At 36.4% G+C, this 22,579-nt stretch carries 22 protein-coding genes; 17 read left to right on the top strand and 5 right to left on the bottom strand.

Going from position 1 to position 22,579, the window contains the following annotated elements:
- Window positions 1–60 precede the first annotated feature (60 nt).
- The 3 genes from BLP98_RS06565 (at window position 61) to BLP98_RS06555 (ending at window position 2,906) form a co-directional block, all read left to right on the top strand.
- Window positions 61–942, top strand: coding sequence for a MetQ/NlpA family ABC transporter substrate-binding protein (locus BLP98_RS06565; protein ID WP_074482491.1), 882 nt, complete (start codon window positions 61–63; stop codon window positions 940–942).
- Between the two features lie 206 nt (window positions 943–1,148).
- Window positions 1,149–2,213 (top strand): methionine ABC transporter ATP-binding protein, encoded by a 1,065-nt coding sequence (locus BLP98_RS06560; protein ID WP_074482490.1) that lies wholly within the window; start codon window positions 1,149–1,151, stop codon window positions 2,211–2,213.
- A complete protein-coding gene (locus BLP98_RS06555) occupies window positions 2,214–2,906 on the top strand; it encodes a methionine ABC transporter permease (protein ID WP_074482489.1) in 693 nt (230 codons plus the stop codon). It abuts the gene before it with no gap.
- Between the two features lie 35 nt (window positions 2,907–2,941).
- On the opposite strand, the gene BLP98_RS06550 is transcribed toward BLP98_RS06555, so the two are convergent.
- Window positions 2,942–3,409 (bottom strand): Rrf2 family transcriptional regulator, encoded by a 468-nt coding sequence (locus BLP98_RS06550; RefSeq protein WP_074482488.1) that lies wholly within the window; start codon window positions 3,407–3,409, stop codon window positions 2,942–2,944.
- 178 nt (window positions 3,410–3,587) lie between these two features.
- On the opposite strand from BLP98_RS06550, the gene BLP98_RS06545 reads away from it, so the two are divergent.
- Window positions 3,588–4,217, top strand: a complete 630-nt coding sequence (locus tag BLP98_RS06545; protein ID WP_074482487.1) for an NAD(P)-dependent oxidoreductase — start codon at window positions 3,588–3,590, stop codon at window positions 4,215–4,217.
- A 44-nt stretch (window positions 4,218–4,261) separates the two neighbouring features.
- Here the strand turns inward: BLP98_RS06545 and brnQ are convergent, their stop codons facing one another.
- The gene (gene brnQ / locus BLP98_RS06540) at window positions 4,262–5,635 is read right to left on the bottom strand and encodes a branched-chain amino acid transport system II carrier protein (RefSeq protein WP_074482486.1); all 1,374 of its coding nucleotides are present in this window, start codon (window positions 5,633–5,635) and stop codon (window positions 4,262–4,264) included.
- 317 nt (window positions 5,636–5,952) lie between these two features.
- Between brnQ and sstT the strand changes: the two genes are divergently transcribed.
- The 4 genes from sstT (at window position 5,953) to BLP98_RS06520 (ending at window position 10,520) form a co-directional block, all read left to right on the top strand.
- The gene (gene sstT, locus BLP98_RS06535; protein WP_074482485.1) at window positions 5,953–7,173 is read left to right on the top strand and encodes a serine/threonine transporter SstT; all 1,221 of its coding nucleotides are present in this window, start codon (window positions 5,953–5,955) and stop codon (window positions 7,171–7,173) included.
- A gap of 177 nt (window positions 7,174–7,350) precedes the next feature.
- A complete protein-coding gene (locus BLP98_RS06530; protein ID WP_074482484.1) occupies window positions 7,351–7,899 on the top strand; it encodes an ECF-type riboflavin transporter substrate-binding protein in 549 nt (182 codons plus the stop codon).
- 121 nt (window positions 7,900–8,020) lie between these two features.
- Complete coding sequence (locus BLP98_RS06525) at window positions 8,021–9,697, top strand: ABC transporter ATP-binding protein (RefSeq protein WP_074482483.1); 1,677 nt, start codon at window positions 8,021–8,023, stop codon at window positions 9,695–9,697.
- Window positions 9,690–10,520 carry an energy-coupling factor transporter transmembrane component T family protein gene (locus BLP98_RS06520; RefSeq protein ID WP_074482482.1) on the top strand — a complete coding sequence of 277 codons (831 nt, stop codon included), beginning with the start codon at window positions 9,690–9,692 and terminating at the stop codon, window positions 10,518–10,520. Before BLP98_RS06525 ends, BLP98_RS06520 begins: the two co-directional genes overlap by 8 nt.
- A 38-nt stretch (window positions 10,521–10,558) precedes the next feature.
- Here the strand turns inward: BLP98_RS06520 and ktrA are convergent, their stop codons facing one another.
- From ktrA to rsmG, 3 genes are read right to left on the bottom strand one after another with little or no spacing between them, the layout of a single operon-like run.
- The gene (ktrA, locus tag BLP98_RS06515) at window positions 10,559–11,230 is read right to left on the bottom strand and encodes a potassium uptake transporter gating subunit KtrA (protein WP_074482481.1); all 672 of its coding nucleotides are present in this window, start codon (window positions 11,228–11,230) and stop codon (window positions 10,559–10,561) included.
- A 16-nt stretch (window positions 11,231–11,246) separates the two neighbouring features.
- A complete protein-coding gene (locus BLP98_RS06510) occupies window positions 11,247–12,638 on the bottom strand; it encodes a TrkH family potassium uptake protein (RefSeq protein WP_074482480.1) in 1,392 nt (463 codons plus the stop codon).
- A gap of 58 nt (window positions 12,639–12,696) precedes the next feature.
- Window positions 12,697–13,410 (bottom strand): 16S rRNA (guanine(527)-N(7))-methyltransferase RsmG, encoded by a 714-nt coding sequence (gene rsmG / locus BLP98_RS06505; protein ID WP_074482479.1) that lies wholly within the window; start codon window positions 13,408–13,410, stop codon window positions 12,697–12,699.
- 300 nt (window positions 13,411–13,710) lie between these two features.
- On the opposite strand from rsmG, the gene BLP98_RS06500 reads away from it, so the two are divergent.
- The 9 genes from BLP98_RS06500 to der all read left to right on the top strand — a co-directional run bounded on the left by BLP98_RS06500 (window position 13,711) and on the right by der (window position 22,557).
- Window positions 13,711–14,262 carry a LemA family protein gene (locus BLP98_RS06500; RefSeq protein ID WP_074482478.1) on the top strand — a complete coding sequence of 184 codons (552 nt, stop codon included), beginning with the start codon at window positions 13,711–13,713 and terminating at the stop codon, window positions 14,260–14,262.
- Window positions 14,263–14,379: 117 nt separating this feature from the next.
- Window positions 14,380–15,279, top strand: coding sequence for a zinc metalloprotease HtpX (gene htpX / locus BLP98_RS06495; RefSeq protein ID WP_074482477.1), 900 nt, complete (start codon window positions 14,380–14,382; stop codon window positions 15,277–15,279).
- 166 nt (window positions 15,280–15,445) lie between these two features.
- Window positions 15,446–15,979, top strand: coding sequence for a YceD family protein (locus tag BLP98_RS06490; protein ID WP_074482599.1), 534 nt, complete (start codon window positions 15,446–15,448; stop codon window positions 15,977–15,979).
- A gap of 240 nt (window positions 15,980–16,219) precedes the next feature.
- Window positions 16,220–16,912 carry a response regulator transcription factor gene (locus tag BLP98_RS06485; protein ID WP_006532917.1) on the top strand — a complete coding sequence of 231 codons (693 nt, stop codon included), beginning with the start codon at window positions 16,220–16,222 and terminating at the stop codon, window positions 16,910–16,912.
- Window positions 16,913–17,016: 104 nt separating this feature from the next.
- Window positions 17,017–18,387 (top strand): HAMP domain-containing sensor histidine kinase, encoded by a 1,371-nt coding sequence (locus BLP98_RS06480; RefSeq protein WP_234792809.1) that lies wholly within the window; start codon window positions 17,017–17,019, stop codon window positions 18,385–18,387.
- 175 nt (window positions 18,388–18,562) lie between these two features.
- Window positions 18,563–19,057 carry a transcriptional regulator NrdR gene (gene nrdR, locus BLP98_RS06475; protein WP_074482475.1) on the top strand — a complete coding sequence of 165 codons (495 nt, stop codon included), beginning with the start codon at window positions 18,563–18,565 and terminating at the stop codon, window positions 19,055–19,057.
- Window positions 19,044–20,195, top strand: coding sequence for a DnaD domain protein (locus tag BLP98_RS06470; RefSeq protein WP_074482474.1), 1,152 nt, complete (start codon window positions 19,044–19,046; stop codon window positions 20,193–20,195). Before nrdR ends, BLP98_RS06470 begins: the two co-directional genes overlap by 14 nt.
- A gap of 10 nt (window positions 20,196–20,205) precedes the next feature.
- A complete protein-coding gene (gene dnaI / locus BLP98_RS06465) occupies window positions 20,206–21,108 on the top strand; it encodes a primosomal protein DnaI (RefSeq protein WP_074482473.1) in 903 nt (300 codons plus the stop codon).
- A gap of 138 nt (window positions 21,109–21,246) precedes the next feature.
- On the top strand, window positions 21,247–22,557 hold the full coding sequence (gene der, locus BLP98_RS06460; protein WP_039696382.1) for a ribosome biogenesis GTPase Der: 1,311 nt from the start codon (window positions 21,247–21,249) through the stop codon (window positions 22,555–22,557).
- Window positions 22,558–22,579: the final 22 nt, after the last annotated feature.

The raw sequence follows: 22,579 nt of genomic DNA, 5'->3' as shown, positions 1-22,579 counted from the left end.
AAAACTATAACTTATTAAGTTAGAATGATATCACGAGTTAAATGGAAAGAGGAAATAGATATGAAATTTAAAAAATTACTTGGATTAGCTAGTGTTGCTCTTGCATCAACTGTTTTGTTAGCTGCTTGTGGAGGTTCTTCAAAATCTGCTTCAGATGATTCAAAACTTAAAGTTGGTATCATGACTTTGGATGATGCAACTGAACCACTTTGGGATAAAGTCAAAGAATTGGCTAAAGACAAAGGTGTAGAAATTGAATTGGTTGAGTTCACTGACTACAACCAACCAAACGAAGCGCTTCAAAATGGTGAAGTTGATGTCAATGCCTTCCAACACAAATATTTCTTGAACAACTGGAATTCAGAAAATAAAGGAACTTTGGTTGAAGCAGCTGACACACTTCTTAGTCCAATTCGCATCTTCTCAGGGACAGATAACGGAAAAGCAAAATACACTGATGTCAAAGACATTCCTGAAAAAGCTACCATCTCAGTTCCTAACGATGCTTCAAATGAAAGTCGTGCCCTTTACCTTCTTCAATCAGCTGGTTTGATTAAATTGGATGTTGATGGCAAAGAATTGGCAACTATCAAAAACATTTCATCAAATCCAAAAGATTTAGATATCAAAGAAGTTGATGCTGCGCAAACTGCTTCAACATTGTCATCAGTTGATGCAGCTATTGTTAATAACTCATATGCGCAAGCAGCAAAAGTAGATTATAAAACAACACTTTACAAAGAAGCTGTTGATAAAAACTCAGACCAATGGGTTAACGTCATTGCTGCACAAAAAGATTGGAAAAAATCAAGCAAAGCTAAAGCTATTAAGAAATTGATTTCAGTTTACCAAACTGATGAAGTTGGTAAAGTAATTCAAGAAGCTTCAAATAATGTTGATATTCCAGCTTGGAAAGGTGCTAAAGTTTCTTCAGAAGAATAAGAGATTATTGAAAAATTAAGTGATTTGGCGTGTTTTTAAACACGCCAAATTCTATTTTGAAAATGCTTTTAAATTTACTAGAATATGGTAGAATATTAAGTTGGAAAGTTTAGAAAAATAAGTCTTTTTAACTCTTAAGAGTTAAAAAGGGTACTAGTTATGGATAAAAGATTAGATTGAAATGACTGAGGAGTTGAGTAAGAGTTATGACAAAACCGATTATTAATTTGGAGCATATCGATATTACTTTTCGTCAGAAGAGACGTACTGTAGAAGCAGTTAAAGATGTTTCGATTGCTATTAACAAAGGTGATATTTATGGGATTGTTGGTTATTCTGGGGCAGGAAAATCAACATTAGTACGTACGATTAACCTTTTGCAAGCCCCAACAGCTGGGAAAATCACAATTGGTGATGATGTTACTTTTGCCGATGGTAAAGTTCAATTAAAAGGAGCTGTCCTTCGTCAAAAACGTCAAAAAATTGGGATGATTTTCCAACACTTTAATTTGATGGCACAAAGAACAGCACGCCAAAATGTTGCCTTTGCCCTTCGCCACTCAAAATTAAGCAAAGAAGAAAAAGACAAGAAAGTTGCTGATTTGCTTAATTTGGTTGGCTTGGCAGATCGTGCTGAAAACTATCCGTCACAATTATCAGGTGGTCAAAAACAACGTGTGGCAATTGCGCGTGCGTTAGCGAATGACCCAGAAATTTTGATTTCTGATGAATCTACATCGGCACTTGACCCAAAAACAACAAAACAAATTTTGGCACTTTTGCAAGAATTGAACCAAAAACTTGGTTTGACAGTAGTTATGATTACTCACGAAATGCAAATCGTCAAAGATATCTGTCACCGTGTGGCCGTTATGCAAAATGGTCACTTGATTGAAGAAGGATCAGTTCTTGATATTTTCTCAAATCCTAAAGAACCATTGACGCAAGAGTTCATCAAAACAGCAACTGGTATTGAGGATGCCTTGGTTAAAATTGAAAAACAAGCTATTGTGAAAAATCTTCCAAAAGATGATTTACTTGTTCAATTGAAATATGCTGGAACATCTACTGATGAACCAATTCTTAACCAAATCTACAAAGAATTTGAAGTAACTGCCAATATTCTTTACGGAAATATTGAAATTCTTGATGATACACCAGTTGGTGAGATGATTGTTGTCTTGTCTGGTGATGCTGATGCTCTTGCAGGTGCACAAGAAGCTATTCTTGCTGCGGGAATTGAATTAACAGTATTGAAACGAGGTGCCTAAATGATTGAATGGATTGCTACAAATATGCCTGATGTATACCGTATCGGCTGGGAAGGGACAAATTCTTGGTCTGATGCCTTTTCAGCAACTATTTATATGACAGGATGGTCGTTTGTAATTGGGGGTCTTTTAGGGCTTGTTATGGGGCTATTCTTGGTATTAACAGGACCAAGCGGTGTGCTAAGTAATCGTTTTGGCTTTAAAGTCTTGGATATTTTTACGTCAATTGTTCGTGCGATTCCTTTTATCATCTTACTTGCGATTTTAAAAGGGTTCACATACACTCTTGTTGGTACAAACCTTGGTAAAACAGCAGCCTTGATTCCACTATCTGCAGCAACTTTTGCTTTTTATGCCCGTCAAGTTCAAGTGGTCTTTTCTGAAATGGACAAAGGTGTCATCGAAGCAGCTCAAGCATCTGGTGCAACACTTTGGGATATTATTAAGATTTACCTTAGTGAAGGTTTGCCAGAATTGATTCGTGTATCAACAGTAACTTTGATTTCATTGATTGGTGAGACAGCAATGGCTGGTGCAATCGGTGCTGGTGGACTTGGTTATATTGCTATTTACTATGGTTATAACCGTTCAGCAACAGATGTGACTATTATTGCGACACTATGTATCTTGGTATTAGTCTTCATCATCCAATTCGTTGGTGATTTCCTTACGAAAAAACTTAGTCATAAATAGATAACTAAAAAATAGAGGCTCACAAGTGTGAGTCTCTATTTTAGTTGACTATCTTTGGCATTGTTTAAGTCAAGTTGGCTTAATTTTTGATCCATATCTTCAATGAGACTAGCTAAGTTAATCTCTTTCAAGGATGTTTGAAAATGTGCTTGAATATCTTCAATACGAGGTTGTAAGACTGAATTAACGAGGCGCCCGACAGGGCAAGCAGAATTACTATCATTGTTAGCTTTAAAAATAGGTTTATCTTTATCTTCGACAGCTTGGAAAATATCCCAGAAAGTGAGCTCTTTAGGATCTTTGGTCAAATGTGCTCCGCCAACACCAGCTTCAACTCTTACAAGACCTGATTTTTGTAATTTCCCTAGTAAGTTACGTACGATGACGGGATTTGTCTGGATGCTTTTAGCTAGAAAAGTAGAGGTAACTTTTGCCTCATCTTCAAAATGATGAATGGCTAGCAAGATATGAACAGATGTGGCCAGTCGGGTAGAATAAGGCATCTTTTCTCCTTGTCTTACTTTAATTAGAGTCATTATAGCATAATTCTCTTGGTAGTGAAAATAGGAGGTGACTTTGTTGTAATCGTTGACATTACAACTAAAACTATTTATACTTTAAGTGGTGATTGTAACAATATCAGTTACAACAAATGCGAATTATTTTTTTGGAGGAAATCTTATGAAAATTGCAGTTGTTGCCGCAAATGGTAAAGCAGGACGTTTAATTGTTGAAGAAGCACTTAATCGTGGACATGATGTTACCGCAATTGTTCGTAGTCCTAATAAATCAAAGACACAAAAGGTTATTGAAAAAGATTTATTTGATCTAACGAAAGAAGATTTATCTGGTTTTGATGTTGTGGTTGATGCTGTTGGATATTGGAAAGAAGACCAACTTCATCTTCACAGCGATTCGCAAAAACACTTGGCAGATTTGCTTTCAGGTACTGACACACGTTTGATGATTGTTGGTGGAGCAGGAAGTCTTTATGTCAATCCTGAACACACCGTACAACTCGTTGATACACCTGAATTTCCTGATGCCTTTAGGCCTCTTGCTAGTGCTCAGCGCCAGTCTTTAGCTGAGATTCGTGAAAGAAATGATGTTAAATGGACTTTTATTAGTCTAGCCATTTACTTCCAAGCAGATGGAAAACGTACAGGAGAATACATTCTTGCTGGTGAAGAATTGACATTCAACGACAAGGGTGAAAGTGCTATTAGCTATGCGGATTATGCTCTTGGATTTGTTGATGAGATTGAAAATGCTAAACATATTCAAGAGCGCATCAGTTTACTTGAAAAATAAATCAAAAAAGCCCCCTCATTAATGAGGGGGCTTTTGCATGTCATTTATGCTTTTTTTGTCTTATGTAAGATGAATCCAATAATGAATCCAACGATTGCAAAGCTAATCCATTCAAGTGAGAATTGTCCGAGTGGAACAAATCCATTGAAGAAATTCACAAGACTTGCTGGTAGACTGAAGAGACCAGTCATTTTTGCAAGTGTAGAAAGAGCGTCGTAAAGTGCTGGAATAGCAGCAAAACCAATTGTGATTTGGTAAACAATACGATCTTTCTTGAAGAATTTTGATAGCAAAGCTAAGAAGATAATGACAACTGTTAATGGATATAGCAAATATAGTACTGGAAGTGACCATTTAATCAATTCAGTAAGGCCACCAAAGTAGAAGAATAAGGCAATTAAAGTGAAAAGAGTTGCCCAAGTGACGTGAGAAACTTTTGGTTGTAATTTATGGAAGTACTCTGCACAAGCAGTAATCAAACCTGTTGCTGTCGTTAGACAAGCTAGGAAGATAGCAGCAGCAAGAATGATTTGTCCGATGCTTCCAAGATAGTAGTGAGCAGCTTGTCCGAGGATATTACCACCATCAATGGCTTCCCCTTTGAACATGAAGTGTCCGTTAGCAAAATCAAAAAGACTTTGTGATGAAGCACCGATACGTGCAACAAAGATATAAATAAGTGCAAGTAGTACAGTAGCAATTAGTCCTGATTTGAATGTCAGGCTAGCAACTTCAGCTTTTCCTTTTGCACCGTGTGATTTACTAGCATCAATAACGATAATGGCAAAGGCAAGTGAAGCAAGTGCATCCATTGTTCCATAACCTTGAATAAGCCCTGCAACGAACGGAACATCTTTAAAGGCATTGCTGATGTCATTAGCAGCGTTATGAGCCACTCCGATTTCACCAGCAGGTTTAACAAATGATGCAACGACCAAAATTGCAATGATAATCAAAAGAGCAGGTGTTAGGTATTTCCCGATACGGTCTGCGATTTTATTTGGTTTAATCGCTAAAAAGTAAGAAATCCCAAAGAAAACCAAACCGTAAACTGCTTTTGCAATCAGATTGTCTCCAAAGATTGGTTCAATACCAATTGAAAAAGATGTTGCCCCTGTTCTTGGAATAGCGAAGAATGGCCCGATAGATAAGTAAAGCGCGATTGAAAATAGCAAAGCATAATGGCGTGAAACTGGACGTGCAAAGTCTTCAATATCGCTTGCACCTGAATAGGCTACAGCGACAACCCCTAAAAGAGGAAGTGTGACACCAGTTAAACAGAAACCAAGAATGGCTAATGCTAGGTTGCTTCCAGAATATATCCCTAAAAAGGCGGGATAAATCAGATTACCTGCCCCAAAGAATAAAGCAAATAACATGAAACCGATGATAATATAGATATTTTTGACAGGTTTCATTAATGTCCTCCTAATAAAAAACGATATAGCATTTTGCTTAGTTAAACTCTCTCATTAAGCAAAATGATGCGCAGCTTATTATATCGAACTCCATTTCTAACGTCAATAGAAGAAAACCGCTGTTTTTTTGCTAAAAATCTGACATTCCTTGTCACATCAAGGAGAAACTGTGTTAGAAATAATCACAAAATTTTCAAAAAATTGAAAAAAACTGCATTTAAAGCGCTGTCATGGCATAAAATATACCATAATTAGTTTGACGAAGAGCCTGTTTTATATTATGATTAAAACCGTTAATATTTTTTTGAGGAGCTACCATGAAACGATTTATTAGTGTTTGGAATAGAACTAGTCTCATCAAACGAATCATCATAGGAGTTATTATTGGATTTATTTTGGGAATGACTCTTCCTAAAGTTTCTGCAATTGGTATCCTAGGAGATTTGTTCGTTGGTGGACTTAAAGCGGTAGCGCCATTACTTGTCTTTGTTTTGGTTGCTAGTGCATTGTCACAAAATGAAAAGGGACAAAAGACCAATATGTCAACGATTATTGGGCTTTACCTTGTTGGGACCTTAGCAGCTGCTCTTGTTGCTGTTGTGGTGAATTACATTTTCCCAATTACTCTCACCTTGGATACTGCCACGCAACCAAAATTGTCATCTCCTGAAGGAGTTGGGCAAGTTTTCCACAGTCTATTGTTAAAAATGGTTGATAACCCAATTAATGCTTTGGGCTCAGCTAACTATATCGGTGTATTGACTTGGGCTGTTATTTTTGGACTAGCTTTTAGAAATTCTAATGGAACAACTAAAGAGCTTTTGCAAACAATGGCAGAAGTCACTTCACAAGTGGTTCGTTGGATTATTAATTTGGCACCATTTGGTATTTTAGGACTTGTTTTTAAGACAATTTCAGATAACGGGGTTAAAATTTTAGCCAATTATGGTTTCTTGATTTTGGCTCTTGTCGGGACAATGTTCTTTGTAGCTTTGGTCGTTAATCCATTTATTGCCTTTATCTTTATGCGCAAAAATCCATACCCATTGGTTTTCCGTTGCTTGAAAGATTCTGGATTGACAGCCTTCTTCACACGTAGTTCAGCTGCTAATATTCCAGTTAATATGAAACTTTGTGAAGATCTAGGCTTGAACAAAGATACTTATAAAGTGTCTATCCCACTCGGGGCTACTATTAATATGGGTGGTGCTGCGATTACAATCAACGTCTTGACGCTCGCTGCTGTTAATACGCTTGGTATTCATGTTGATTTTCCAACAGCTTTCTTACTAAGTGTCTTGTCTGCAGTATCAGCTTGCGGTGCATCTGGTGTTACTGGAGGCTCACTTCTTCTAGTACCAGTCGCATGTAGCTTGTTTGGTATTTCCAACGACCTTGCAATGCAAGTAGTTGGTGTCGGATTTATCGTCGGTGTCGTTCAAGACTCATGTGAAACAGCCTTGAACTCTTCAACAGATGTTCTCTTTACAGCAGTTGCTGAAAAATCTGTTTGGGGCAAAAAGAAAAAAGTTAATTAATGACTAGCTGGGCGAAAGCTCAGCTTTTTTTGTATAAAGTTCTCTTATGGCTAGCTCAAAAAATAAGCATCTTTAAAATGTCCTTTATTTGTGGTAAAATAAAACGGCATTAAAGTAAGGTTTCTAAAGCATTTTACTTAGAAAAATAGATAAGTTTATTATAAAGGAGAATGAGTCATGAAAAATAATTCAATCAAGACTGTTGTGGCTACTGGGATTGGAGCTGCACTGTTTATCATTATCGGGACATTGATTAATATTCCAACCCCTATTCCAAATACTAATATTCAATTGCAATATGCTGTTATTGCTTTGTTTGCAGTTATTTACGGTCCAACGGTTGGATTCTTTTCTGGCTTTATTGGACATGCTTTGAAAGATGCTCTTCAATATGGTTCACCATGGTGGACATGGGTTATTGTGAGTGGATTGATTGGTTTGGCGATTGGTCTTGTGGCTAAAAAAATCAACATTGAAAAAGGTAAACTGACTAAAAAAGATTTTGCATGGTTTAATGGTGTGCAAATTTTAGCTAATGTGATTGGCTGGGGAATTATTGCACCGTATGGTGATATTTTGATTTATAGTGAACCTGCAAGTAAAGTCTTTACGCAAGGTATTTTATCAGCAGTTATTAATAGTTTGACCATTGCTATTGGTGGTTCATTGCTTTTAGCTGTTTATTCAAAAACACGTACACAATCAGGTAGCCTAACAAAAGACTAAGTCTCTTTTGAAAAGCAGGACTAGAAAGTCTTGTCTTAGCTATAATGATAGCATTCTAGTATTATAACGGGGTAGGATGACAAGGTTATCCTACTCTTAATCATTTCTTAGGAGAAGAATCATGGAACCCCTTATTCACTTTAAGGATTTCACTTTTAAATATGATGCTCAAGCAGAGCCAACATTAAAATCCCTCAATCTCTCCATTGAGAGAGGGCAAAAAGTCCTGATTGTTGGACCATCAGGGTCAGGAAAATCAACTATTGGACAATGTTTAAATGGGATTATTCCAAATATTAATCACGGAGAAAAAAGCGGTCAGCTTTTAATCGATGGCAAGGATGCCTTTGACTTGTCGATTTATGATAAGTCACATCTTGTTTCTACTGTATTGCAAGATCCAGATGGTCAGTTTATTGGTTTGACGGTGGCAGAAGATTTAGCTTTTGCACTTGAAAATGATTGCCTCCCTTTGCCTCAAATGACTGATAAAGTTAATTATTGGGCTGAGAAACTTGATTTAACAGCTTTTCTAGATAGTCGTCCTCAAGATTTATCAGGCGGTCAGAAGCAGCGCGTGAGTCTAGCTGGAGTTTTGATTGATGAAAGTCCAATCTTGCTTTTTGATGAGCCGCTGGCTAATTTAGATCCGAAATCTGGGCAAGAAACGATTGAGCTCATCGATCGTATTCACCAAGAAGGAAAAACGACAACCATTATTATTGAACATCGACTTGAGGATGTGCTTTATCGTCATGTTGATAAAGTGATTTTGGTAAATGATGGTCAGATTTTATTTGATGGGCATCCTGATGACTTGTTAAAGAGTAACTTATTGGTCGAAAACGGAATTCGTGAACCACTTTATGTGACGGCTTTGAAAAATTTAAATGTAGATGTGACGAAGGCAGAGCACTTATCAGATTTAAGTCAACTGGATTTGTCGGACATTACTGTCACAGGGTTAAGCCAATCTGGTGAAGTGTTGGCAAATGATCCGATTTTAGAAGTGAAGCAACTGCAATTTGCCTACCAAGACAATCGACCTATTTTAAAAGACATTAGCTTTGCTATTCATAAGGGAGAGCGAATCGCTATTGTTGGGAAAAATGGTGCTGGTAAATCAACCTTAGCTAAAGCTCTATGTCAGTTTGTTAAACCTGATGGTGATATCTACTATCAGGGGCAATCTATTATGCAGGATTCTATTAAAGAACGTGCTGAAAAAATTGGTTATGTGCTTCAAAATCCAAACCAAATGATTAGTCAAACCATGATTTTTGATGAAGTGGCACTTGGATTAAGGTTGCGAGGCCTAGATGAGTCAGAAATTGAAAAACGGGTTTTGGATACTTTAAAAGTTTGTGGCTTATATGAATTTAGAAAATGGCCAATTTCAGCTTTATCTTTCGGTCAAAAGAAACGTGTTACGATTGCTTCTGTTTTGGTCATGAATCCAGAAATTATTTTACTGGATGAGCCAACAGCTGGTCAGGATAAGCGTCATTATACTGAAATCATGACTTTCCTAAATCAATTGAATAAGGCTGGCCACACTATCATTATGATTACACATGATATGCAATTGATGTTAGAATACTCAGATCGTAGTATTGTTGTGAGTGATGGCAAAATCATTGCGGATTGTTCACCAGTTTCCCTCTTTAATCAAGTAGAGATTTTAGAGCAAGCTAATCTTAAAAAGACAAGTCTCTTTGATTTAGCTGAAAAATTAGGGATAAATCCGATTGATTTGACAAACTATTACATTAAACAGCAAGGAGGATGGCATGTCTAATCATTTTATTGGTTATCAAAGTGGCCGAGGCTTCTTATATCAATTGTCTGGAGCTAGTAAATTAATCTTCTTCATCTTGGTATCAGTAGCTTGCATGACAACTTATGATACACGCTTGATTGCACTTGTCGGGCTTTCTTCGTTGGCTTTGTTTAAAATGGCTAATATTCGTTGGCAACAAGTTTCATTTGTGATTAAATTCATCGGCTTCTTTGCTCTTTTAAATGTTTTGATGGTTTATTTATTTGAGCCAAGTTATGGTGAGTCTATCTATGGCGCTAAAACGATGTTATGGCAGGGATATGGGCGCTTTTATCTTACTAGTCAGGAATTGTTTTATTTGTTTAATTTAGCGCTAAAATACTTTTGTACGGTGCCTTTGGCAGTGCTCTTTTTGATGACAACCCACCCAAGCCAATTTGCTTCAAGTCTTAATCAAATTGGGGTTCCATACAAGGTAGCTTATGCGGTTAGTTTAACGCTCCGCTATATTCCAGATGTTCAAGAGGAATTTTACATGATTCGAATGTCTCAAGAAGCGCGTGGGCTTGAGCTATCTTCAAAAGAGAAACTGATGAAGCGTATAAAAGGAAATCTACAAATCGTTATCCCTTTAATCTTTAGCTCTCTTGAGCGTATCGATACGGTTTCAACAGCAATGGAATTACGTCGCTTTGGTAAAAATAAAAAGCGTACTTGGTACACTTATAAGAACTTTACTTCAGTTGATATTTTGACAATAGTTCTAGCTGTTTTAATTGTTTTTATCACATTATTGCTTTTCAAATGGAATCATGGCCGTTTTTACAATCCGTGGCTATAATAAAAAATGTACTGCTTCAAAGAGCAGTACATTTTTGTTTATTTCAAATAACCAAGATAATCGAATTTTTCAAAGGTGTCATCACTTGCAATCGCAATGACTTCTGTGTCAGCTTCAAAGGGACGAGTTGGGTCAATATGAGTATCGATAGATGACGAAGTATCTTTACGAATACCAATAATATTAATTTCGTATTTGTTGCGAACATCTAATTGAATTAAGTTTTTGCCGACCCAAGAATTTGGAACGGAGAATTCCACCATAGCCAATTTTTCTTCTAAGTGGACAATATTTTCAATATGATGGCGAAGCATATTGGCTGCAACACGTTTACCAGAATCACGTTCTGGCATAATCACTTTACTTGCTCCAATACCGTAAAGAACTTCTTCATAGGTTTTGGTTTTAGCTTTAGCGATAATCGTTTTAACACCAAGTTTTTTACAATGCATAACAGCTAAAACAGATGATTCTAAGTTGTTACCAGTTGCTACCACGACAGTATCACATTGACCAATACCAAGTGCTTTCAAAAAGTCAATATCAGTAATATCTCCGACAGCTGCTTTTTTAACAACGTCAGAAACATTTTGAACAAGATTAGGTTTGATATCAATGGCGATAACGTCTTGCTCGAATTTGCTAAGTTCTTTAGCGACATTTCGTCCAAAAATTCCAAGTCCAAGAACACCAATAATTTTTTTTCTCATAAATTTTCCTCTCTCTCTAACCAACTGTAATATTTGTATGTGCGTATTGAATATCTTTTTCTTTCTTTTGAAGAAGACTAAGGAGAACGGTAAGTGGACCGACACGTCCAATAAACATCAGCGCCATGATGATGAGTCTTCCACCTGTCGATAACTGTGGAGTCAAATCCATAGAGACTCCAACCGTCGCAATAGCAGATACTGACTCGAATAGTAAAGCTATTGGTGTGTGGTTAGGTTCAAATTCAAGTAAAAGAATGTAGCCAACAATTAAGACAGAAAAGAAGAAAATTAAAACTGTTAAGGTTTGTTTGATTACCCGATTTGGAATAATGCGGTGACGGAAAGTTACTTCTGTTTGACCAGCTAACTCTGACTTAAAGAGTAAGAAAGTCATGGCAACAGTTGTCACCTTTACCCCGCCGGCTGTACCACCAGGTGCACCACCGATAATCATCTGAATCATATAGAGGATATTAGTAGACGAGTGGGTATCGAGATAAGAAATCGTTGCAAAGCCAGCTGTTCTCATTGTGACAGATTGGAACAAACAAACCATAAATTGTTGGAAAAGATTGTAGTGACCAATTGTTTTAGGATTATTAGCTTCAAAGAGCCACGTTATCACAGTTCCAAGTAAGAGAATGACAGCTGTTGTTATTAGCACTAGACGCGTTTGATTACTTAATTGACGAGTAAAAGTCTTCAGACGACGAGGTCTATCAGTAAAGAATTGTTTAATAGCTCGTTTGATATCAACCCAAACTGTAAACCCGATTCCCCCTGATACAATTAAGGTCATAAAGAGAAGGTTAAGGAGTGGATTTAAAACGAACGGTTTTAAACTATCTCCGCCAAGATTATCAAATCCAGCATTACAAAAGGCAGAAACTGCTAAAAAGATGGCGTTGAAAATCCCGTGACCAAGTCCAAAACGCGGAATAAAGTCAATAAGAAATAAGACAGCAATCAGTGATTCAATGATAAAGGTGATTTTATAAACGTTGAATAAATAACGTTTAAGATGACCACTATTGTCATAGTTTAGAGCAGATTGTAAGAGATTTTGATCTGATAATTCGATACGTCTTCTTAGTAAAAAAGTACTAATTGCAATTAAAGTGACTAAGCCAAGCCCCCCAATTTGCATCAAGATGACAGCGATGACTTGACCAAGTCCATTGTAGACATCGGCAACAGGAAAGACAGATAAGCCTGTCACGCAGACCATAGAAACCACTGTGAACAAGTGGTCAAGATAAGTCGTTGCTGGAGCATTTTGGTAATGTGTAATAGGAAGTGATAGTAAGATACTACCTATTAAGATAACAATCAAGAAGCTAAAGCTTAACCGTTGGGTGCCAGATAGCCGTTTTAAAAATCTAGTCAATTGAATATCCCTTTCCATAAAGAATAGCAATTAAGTGGCCATTATGATAGAGCCACTTAATTTCAATATTATCCCATCAAAGAGGTTTTTTATTTGGCATACCTGCTTTTCGTGGGTATTTATTTGGAGTTTCTTTTTTCTTTTCAAGAATAGTGATTTGACGACTATCACCATTTGGTAATTCGTAATGATAGTTTTCAACAAGTTTTGAAAAGAGAACTGACATGGCATTTTTAGCATCAGCTAATTCTTCTTCAGCAGCAGAAGCTTTAAGTGCAATCAACTGACCACCAACTTTTAAGAAAGGAATGGTTAATTCAGTCAAAACTTGAAGACGAGCTACTGCACGTGCTGTAACGATGTCATAGCTAGCGCGGAAGGCTTTATCTTGTCCATAATCTTCAGCACGGCCATGGTAGAAATGAACGCCATCTAGACCTAGATCTTCTGCTAAGAGATTAAGAAAATTGATGCGTTTGTTTAGTGAATCGATAATGGTAACATCAATAGCTGGACACAAGATTTTAATAGGAATACTTGGAAAACCAGCACCAGCTCCAATGTCTAAAAGACGAATGGCTTGATTAGTGATTTTACCTTGTAAAACTGGTGCGATAGAATCGTAAAAATGTTTGAGGTAGACGCCTTCTTTATCTGTGATAGCTGTCAAATTGATTTTTTGATTCCATTCAACCAAGAGTTCAAAGTAACGTTCAAATTGATTTTTTTGAGTATCAGTCAAGTCAAATCCTTGCTGATGAAGTCTGTTATAAAATTCTTCAGGTGTCATATTTTGAATTTAAAGAAAGTAATTAATTTCTTTAAGTGTCCTTTCCATTTCAATCTATATTATCTTATTTTACCATAAAAAATTTAGGAGTGATATCTAGGACTTGTTTTGACTAACAGTTAAGTCGTAAGATAATTTTAGGTTCTATAGGTATTTCCTTTTAGAATGACATAAAAATTGATATAATAAGGCTAGAAAGAGTTTGAATGGTTTATTTAGGAAGCTTTTTACCTAGAGACTAGGTGTTTGAAAAGCTAGATTCATTTAGAATGGATGTAAAAGACATCCGAGGAGGAATTTATGATTTTTATTATTATTGCAATCGTTGTTGTCCTAGTACTCTGGGGAGTTGCTGCCTACAATGGACTCGTTAAAAGCCGTATGCAAACCAAAGAATCATGGAGTCAAATCGATGTTCAACTAAAACGTCGTAACGACCTGATTCCAAATTTGATTGAAACGGTTAAAGGATATGCTGCTTACGAAGAAAAAACATTTGCTAAAATTACAGAATTACGTAGCCAAGTAGCCCAAGCACAAACTCCTGCAGAAGCTATGCACGCATCAAATGCTCTTACAAAACAATTATCAGGTTTGATTGCGGTAGCTGAAAATTACCCTGAACTAAAAGCCAATAACAGTTTTGTTAAATTGCAAGACGAATTGACAAATACAGAAAACAAAATTTCTTATTCACGTCAATTATTTAACACAACAACAGCTAATTATAATGTAAAATTGGAAACATTCCCAACAAATATTATTGCAGGTCTTTTCGGCTTTAAACCAAGTCAATTTTTGGAAACACCTGAAGATGAAAAAGAAACACCAAAAGTATCATTTGATTTTTAATCAATTGGATTTTGAAACAATTTTTTAAGACAATTATCTTAAAAGAAAGGAATAGTAAGGAGTCTCTTTAGGTAGTTGATTTGGCTTAAAGGGGCTCTTTTAGTTATAAGGAACATTATGTTATATGATCAAATTGCCAGCAACAAACGTAAAACGGTTGTTTTGCTATTTGTTTTCTTCTTGATTTTGGCTGCCATCGGTGCAGCTGTTGGCTATCTTTGGTTGGATAGCTTAAGTTTTGGTGTTGTCATTGCTTTGATTATTGGTGGCATTTATGCAGTGAGTATGATTTTTCAATCAACTAATGTCGTGATGTCCATGAATAATGCGCGTGAGGTAAGTGAAGAAGAAGCGCCACAACTTTATCATATCGTTGAAGACATGGCCATGGTTGCTCAAATTCCAATGCCACGTGTTTTTATTGTTGAAGATGATTCGCTGAATGCTTTTGCAACAGGCTCAAGTCCAGAAAATGCTGCTGTAGCAGCAACTACTGGTTTGTTAGCTTTAATGAATCGTGAAGAACTTGAAGGAGTAATTGGACACGAAGTTAGTCATATTCGCAATTATGACATTCGAATTTCAACAATTGCAGTAGCTCTTGCTAGTGCTGTAACCATGATTGCAAGTATTGGTAGTCGTATGATGTGGTTTGGTGGTGGCAACCGTCGTCGTTCTAATGATCGTGACGAAGGAGCAATGGGAATCATTATATTGATTTTGTCATTGGTTTCACTGATTTTAGCTCCTCTTGCAGCGACTTTAGTTCAATTAGCCATTTCACGTCAACGTGAATTTCTTGCTGATGCTAGCTCTGTTGAGTTGACACGTAACCCAGAAGGCATGATTAAGGCCCTTCAAAAACTTGAAAATTCTTCTCCTATGCATCATCCAGTAGACCAAGCAAGTGCAGCATTGTATATTAATGATCCACTTAAAAAAGGTGAACGCCTAAGTTCGTTATTTAATACTCACCCTTCTATTGCAGATCGTATTGATCGTCTCCGTCATATGTAAACAATTTTATCTTATAATTATTAAAAGAAACTGAGGTTATTTCCTCAGTTTTTTGCTTTTAACAAAAAACGAAACTTAATGTTATGAATTTGACATCAATATCATAAAGACAAGAGGCAAAAAAGCTGGTATAATGGTATGGAAATTTAAAAGGGGTAGAATGTTGATGATAGCTATTTCAGAAATAAAGAAAAATGCTGAGGGAATTGCTTTTAATGAATCTTTGAATATTAAAGAAAAATTAATGCAACGCTCAAGTGAAATTTTAGATGTCAAGGACGTTTCAGTAAACGGAATTGTTTCATATGATGATGGATTGTATTTATTAAACTATCAATTGGATTATACTATTACTTTACCATCTAGTCGTTCAATGCAACCTGTTGACGTTCATCAGGTTGAAGCAGTTTCAGAAGTCTTTGTTGAGTCTGCTGATCTTCACACTAAAGAAGATTTAGTGAAAGAAAATCTTGCTTTAGTACTAGAAGATGATTTTATTGATTTGGAAGAAAGTGCAATCGATAATATTCTTTTGACAATTCCAATGCAAGTTTTAAGTGATGCTGAACGTCAATCAGATGACATGCCATCAGGTCAAAATTGGTCAGTTATGACAGAAGATCAATATGAAGCATTACAAAATGAAAAGAAAAAGGAAAATAATCCATTTTCTGCTTTAAATGGCTTGTTTGAAGATTAATATAATTTTCATTAAAAAGATAAAATTTTCTTGAATTATCGTTTACACTTTGATATACTTTTAGAGCAATATAGTATACTTGGCTGAGTAGGTTATTTTTGAGAGAAATATTAAAAAGGGATGGAATGATGGATGGAATTTTTCTCATAAATGAACGAAAATTAAAACGGTAACGATAGCTGTGTACTAGGCAAATTATTAGATTTTATAATCTTTACATTAAATAAAAGGTTGGTGACAATGAGTAAAAAGATTTTAATTATTGAGGATGAAAAAAATCTTGCGCGCTTTGTGTCTTTAGAATTACAACATGAGGGGTATTCAGTAGTTGTTGAGACAAATGGACGTTTGGGGCTCCAAACAGCTTTAGATGATGATTTCGATTTGATTCTATTGGACTTGATGTTGCCTGATATGGACGGATTCGAAATCACACGTCGTCTTCGTCTAGAAAAAGACACTTCAATCATCATGATGACAGCTCGTGATTCAATTATGGATATTGTTGCTGGTCTTGACCGTGGAGCAGATGATTACATTGTAAAACCATTTGCAATTGAAGAATTATTGGCTCGTGTTCGTGCCGTATTCCGTCGTCAAGATGCTAATTCTAAGCAAGACAAAGAAGGTCAAGCAAAAGAAGGTCTACTTGGACTTCGTTTAAATCCACAAAATCGTTCTGCAGTGCGTGGTGATGATGAAATTTCATTAACAAAACGTGAATATGACTTGTTAAGCGTGCTTCTTTCAAATGTTAATCGCGTAATGACACGTGAAGAACTTTTGGCAAGTGTTTGGCGTTATGATACTGACATTGAAACAAATGTCGTGGATGTTTACATTCGCTACCTTCGTGGAAAAATCGATATTCCTGGTAAAGAATCATATATCCAAACTGTTCGTGGAATGGGTTATATTATTCGAGAAAAATAATGATAAAGTGCTTTAAAAAGTCATTATCTAAAAAAATTTCCGTAACATCATTTCAGTGGATTCTGCTGGTTTTGTCGGTCTTTAATTTGCTTGTTTATATCGGGGTGACTCGAGTATTTCTTGCACAAGACCGCTACAATACTGAACAAGCCACAGAAGTTGTTAGGGAGTTTTTGTCTAAAGAATCTTCTTTAACAGAAGACAATTTATTAGACTTGTTGGAACAATTCAATGCTACTGGTTCACTTGTTGAAGATGGTAATAAAACCTATGTTTTTGACAAGCAAGGTGGCGTTGATGATTTGGTTTTTGAGAATCAAGATGTTTCTATTTACAATAAAAATAAACAATTAGTTTTGACAACCAATAAAGTGCTATCGAACATAAAAATTAAAAAAGTTGGTGAAACGGGGAGCTACCGTTCACCAGCTTTTAGTGGTTTTTATCAGAGTGAAAAAGTTTATTCCAAAGATAGTCGTGAGGTAATTGGTTACGTAACTGTTTATCAAAGTTTTACTTCCTACTATATGGCACGCCAAGCTTTGGTAGCCATTCTGTTGGTTTGTGAACTGATTGAAGCTTGTTTGATTTTTAAGGTTTTAGTGGTAATTTCTCACCGTTCCTTAAAACCATTACGAGATTTTCAAGATTTTCTAGATGAGCTTTCTGAAAATCCAAGTGATTTAGCTTTGAGATCAGACATTAAATCTGGTGATGATATTGAGAGATTATCATTGACTTTTGACAATATGTTGGAGCAAATCGAAGGCTATGCCAAACGTCAAACGCGTTTTGTTAGTGATGTTAGTCACGAATTGAGAACTCCGATTGCTGTTATTAAAGGGCATTTAGGATTGCTACAACGCTGGGGAAAAGATGACCCCGAAATATTGAGTGAAAGTCTTGATGCTGCTTACCATGAAGCTGATCGAATGTCTATTATGGTAAATGATATGCTGGATATGGTCCGTGTTCAGGGGAGCTTTGACCTTCACAAGGGAGAAATTACTGATTTGAGACAAGCTATCGATGTTGTTTTAGGCAATTTCCGTATTTTATATCCAGATTTTCGATTCTCATTGACATCGACAATTGATGATTGTATTTATGCTGAAATTTACAAACATCATTTTGAACAGGCTATTTTAATTTTAATTGATAATGGCGTTAAATATTCTTCAGGTAACAAAAATATCCATGTGACTTTGGATGTTTTGGGTGATAATGCGATTGTTAAAGTTCGAGATGAGGGTGAAGGTATTTCGCAAGATGACTTAAATCATATCTTTGAACGTTTTTATCGCACAGATAAGTCACGAAATCGTGTTTCGACACAAGGTGGGCTTGGGATTGGTTTGGCCATTCTTAAGCAAATCGTAGATGCTTATGACCTCAAAGTTAGTGTCAGCAGTGTTGTTGACGAGGGAACTGAGTTTACCTTGGTTATTCCTAGAGTTGAGGCAGAATATGATTAAAAGACAGACTGAGCTCTCTTCTCGGTCTGTTCGTTTTTCTAAAAAAGTATGTCATTATATTTTGTTAGAAAAGGGAAAACGGTAACTGAGCCAGCGAAGTCTGGTATTACTTTCATAATGGTTGAATTTATGTTAAAATTAAGTATTAGAATAATTGGTAGAATGGGGTGTTTGTATGCGTTGTCCAAAATGTAATTATAATAAATCGAGCGTCATTGATAGCCGTCAAGCTGAGGATGGTAATACGATTAGACGACGTCGAGAATGTGAAAATTGTCATGCGCGTTTTACAACCTTTGAACGCGTTGAAGAACTACCCTTGTTAGTCATTAAAAAAGATGGAACGCGTGAACAATTTTCTCGAGAAAAAATCTTGAATGGTATTTTCCAAAGTGCACAAAAACGTCCAGTATCAAGTGATGATATTGAACAAGTTGTGTCACGTATTGAACAAAAAATTCGTAGTGAATACGAAAGTGAAGTTCCAAGTACGGTGATTGGTAATCTTGTGATGGATGAGTTAGCTGAACTTGATGAAATTACTTATGTTCGCTTTGCCTCAGTTTACAAATCATTTAAAGATGTTGATGAGATCGAGGAACTTCTTCAGCAAATTACGAATCGCGTACGTAGTAAGAAGAAAAGAAGTAAGCTAGATGAGACCGATTGATGAATTTTCATATGTTAAAAACAATAAGGTTTTGTTGGATTCAGATAGCCTAACTCAGCTCTATCATCCAGTCATTGGAAATCATGCGGTTTTGTTGTATGATTATCTTTTGGCTTTCTTTGATGATGGTGTAAAACGTCACAAGTTTAGTGAAATACTCAACCATTTACAACTTAGCATGCAGGAAGTTGAGGAAGCTTTGGCGATTTTAACAGCGGTGGATTTATTGGTTTTATACCAAACACGTGACGCCTATGTCTTGAAGTTACAGCCTGCTTTGAATCGCGAAACTTTTTTGGCTAATCCCATTTATCGCCGTTTATTGGAACAAAGAATTGGCGAAGTAGCTGTAGCAGAATTGGATGTGGCATTACCTGATAATGCGCGTGATGTTTCAAAAAAATTCTCTGATATTTTTTCAGTGGATGAAAATCCTTCTGTTCCTAAGACAGTTTCAAAAAATCATTTTGATTTGGATAGCTTTGAACGCTTGATGTTACGTGACGGCTTACAATTTAAGGATGAAAAGGCTGATGTTGTTTTGATTTACAGTTTAGCTGATAAATACACGATGAATTGGTTTGATACTTATCGTTTAGCAAAAAGTACAGCCATTAATGGGAAAATTTCTCCTCAACGAATGACAGTTCAACTTGAACAAAAGAAAGCTGGTAATGCGCAAAGTAAAGACCAATTTGATGCCAAGGAACAAGTGATTATTCGAGAAGCTAAGCAAGCAAGCGCTAAAGAATTTCTCGAAAAAATCAAAGCTCCTCGTCGTGCAGTGGTTACTGAAAGTGAGCGTAAAGTGCTAGAAGAACTGGCTAATATGAACTTCTTAGACGAAGTGATTAACGTTATGGTTCTTTACACTTTAAACAAAACACAGTCAGCAAATATCAACAAACCTTATATTATGAAGGTAGCAAATGATTTTGCTTTCCAAAAAATTGCTACAGCTGAAGCTGCAGTTCTTAAAATGCGTAGTTTTGCACAACGAAACAAAGAACGCAAGGCGAAAGCGAAAGTTACTAAAAGCAACGTCCCTGAGTGGACAGCTAAAGAATACAAGCATGTTGCGACAGCTGAAGAAAAAGCGAAACTTGAAGAGCTTAGACGTAGCATGTTAGAAGATTAAGGAGTGAGTGATGGAAAAAATCGGACAAACCTTGGCTAAACAGCTTCGCCAAAGTCGAACTGATCTTAATGAATTGACTCAAGCTATTTTAGCGGATAAGGAAATTGCTGATTTTATCACGTCAAATGGCTTGACCCAAGAGCAGATTAATCGTAGTCTTCCTAAGTTTAATCAGTTCATGGTAGAACGTGAGAAGTTTCAAAATCATGATGCTTCTTACGTAGCAAAAGGTTATAAACCAGCTCTTAGCATGAACGAAGGTTATGCTGATGTTATTTATTTAGAGACTCGTGAATTGGTAGAGGCTAAAAGACGTCAAGATATCAAAAATCGTGTGACATTGATTGGTTTGCCAACAAGTCTTAAACACATTTCAACTGATGATATTGACCTTGGTGATCCTAATCGTATTGAGATTTATAATTATTTGAATGATTACATTAAAAATATTGAAGATAAACCGCAAAAGGGACTTTATGTTTTTGGAACCTTTGGTGTCGGGAAATCTTACTTGATGGCTTACTTAGCAAATCGCCTGTCAGCTAAGTATGGTAAGTCAACAACTCTCTTGCATTTTCCAACTTTCTGTGTTGACATTAAGAATGCCATTAATACTGGTACTGTGAAAGAGCAGATTGACCAAATTAAGCAATCTGAGATTTTGGTACTGGATGATATTGGTGCTGAACAACAAAGTTCTTGGATTCGTGATGATGTGCTCCAAGTGATTCTTCAGTATCGTATGCAAGAAAATCTGCTAACGTTCTTCACTTCTAACCTTGATTTTAAGGGACTTGAAGAACACTTCTCAATCTCACGTTCTGGTGATGAAACTTGGCAAGCCAAGCGTGTCATGGAACGTATCCGTTATTTAGCTCGAGAAATTCATCTCCAAGGTGAAAATCGACGTTAATTGTATAAATCATTAAAAGTGATAAATAGATAAAAGAATGTGAAAGGAATTTCGGCGAAGACATCCAAGATGTTTTCGTGTGGCAAGTAGTCACTTAAAGTAGCGCTGAGCTGTTTTAACGAACAGGTATTAAGAATTATGGCTTTACCTACAGTTGCTATTGTCGGACGTCCAAACGTCGGCAAATCGACTTTGTTTAACCGTATCGCAGGTGAGCGTATTTCAATTGTTGAAGATGTCGAGGGTGTTACTCGTGACCGTATCTATACAACAGGTGAATGGCTTAACCGCAAGTTTTCATTGATTGATACTGGTGGTATCGATGATGTTGATGCACCATTTATGGAACAAATCAAACACCAAGCTGATATTGCGATGACAGAAGCAGATGTTATCGTCTTTGTGGTATCAGGAAAAGAAGGTGTAACTGATGCAGACGAGTACGTTTCAAAAATTTTGTATCGTACTAATAAGCCAGTTATTCTAGTTGTTAATAAAGTGGACAACCCAGAAATGCGTAATGATATCTACGACTTCTACTCACTTGGTCTTGGTGATCCATACCCAGTTTCATCTGTTCACGGGATTGGTACAGGGGATGTTTTGGATGCAATCGTTGAAAACCTTCCAGTGGAAGAAGAAGACGAAAATCCAGACATTATCAAGTTCAGTTTGATTGGTCGTCCAAACGTTGGTAAATCAAGCTTGATTAATGCAATTCTTGGTGAAGAACGTGTTATCGCAAGTCCAATTGCTGGTACAACACGTGATGCCATTGATACTAACTTTACTGACAGCGAAGGTCAAGAATACACAATGATTGACACCGCTGGTATGCGTAAATCTGGTAAAGTTTATGAAAACACTGAAAAATACTCAGTGATGCGTTCAATGCGTGCTATCGATCGTTCAGACATTGTTCTTATGGTTATTAACGCTGAAGAAGGTATTCGTGAGTATGATAAACGTATCGCTGGTTTTGCACATGAAGCTGGTAAAGGGATTATCATCGTTGTTAACAAATGGGATACCATCGAAAAAAATAACCACACTGTAGCAAAATGGGAAGAAGATATTCGTGATCAATTCCAATTCTTGTCATATGCACCAATTATCTTCGTATCTGCTGCAACAAAACAACGTTTGAACAAATTGCCTGAAATGATTAAGAAAATCAGCGAAAGCCAAAACAAACGTATCCCATCAGCTGTTCTTAACGACGTTATCATGGATGCGATTGCGATTAACCCAACGCCAACAGATAAAGGTAAACGTTTGAAAATCTTCTACGGCACACAAGTTTCCGTTAAACCACCAACGTTTGTTATCTTTGTTAACGAAGAAGAGCTTATGCACTTCTCATATATGCGTTTCTTGGAAAATCAAATCCGTGCAGCTTTCGGTTTCGAAGGTACACCAATCAATTTGATTGCCCGCAAACGTAAATAATAAAATTTAAAGCACCCTAATG

It is taken from the genome of Streptococcus equinus, assembly GCF_900104225.1.
GTDB classification, from domain to species: domain Bacteria; phylum Bacillota; class Bacilli; order Lactobacillales; family Streptococcaceae; genus Streptococcus; species Streptococcus equinus_D.
Note: the sequence above shows the minus strand (reverse complement) of the source record. Positions and strands in the feature narration are given on the sequence as shown.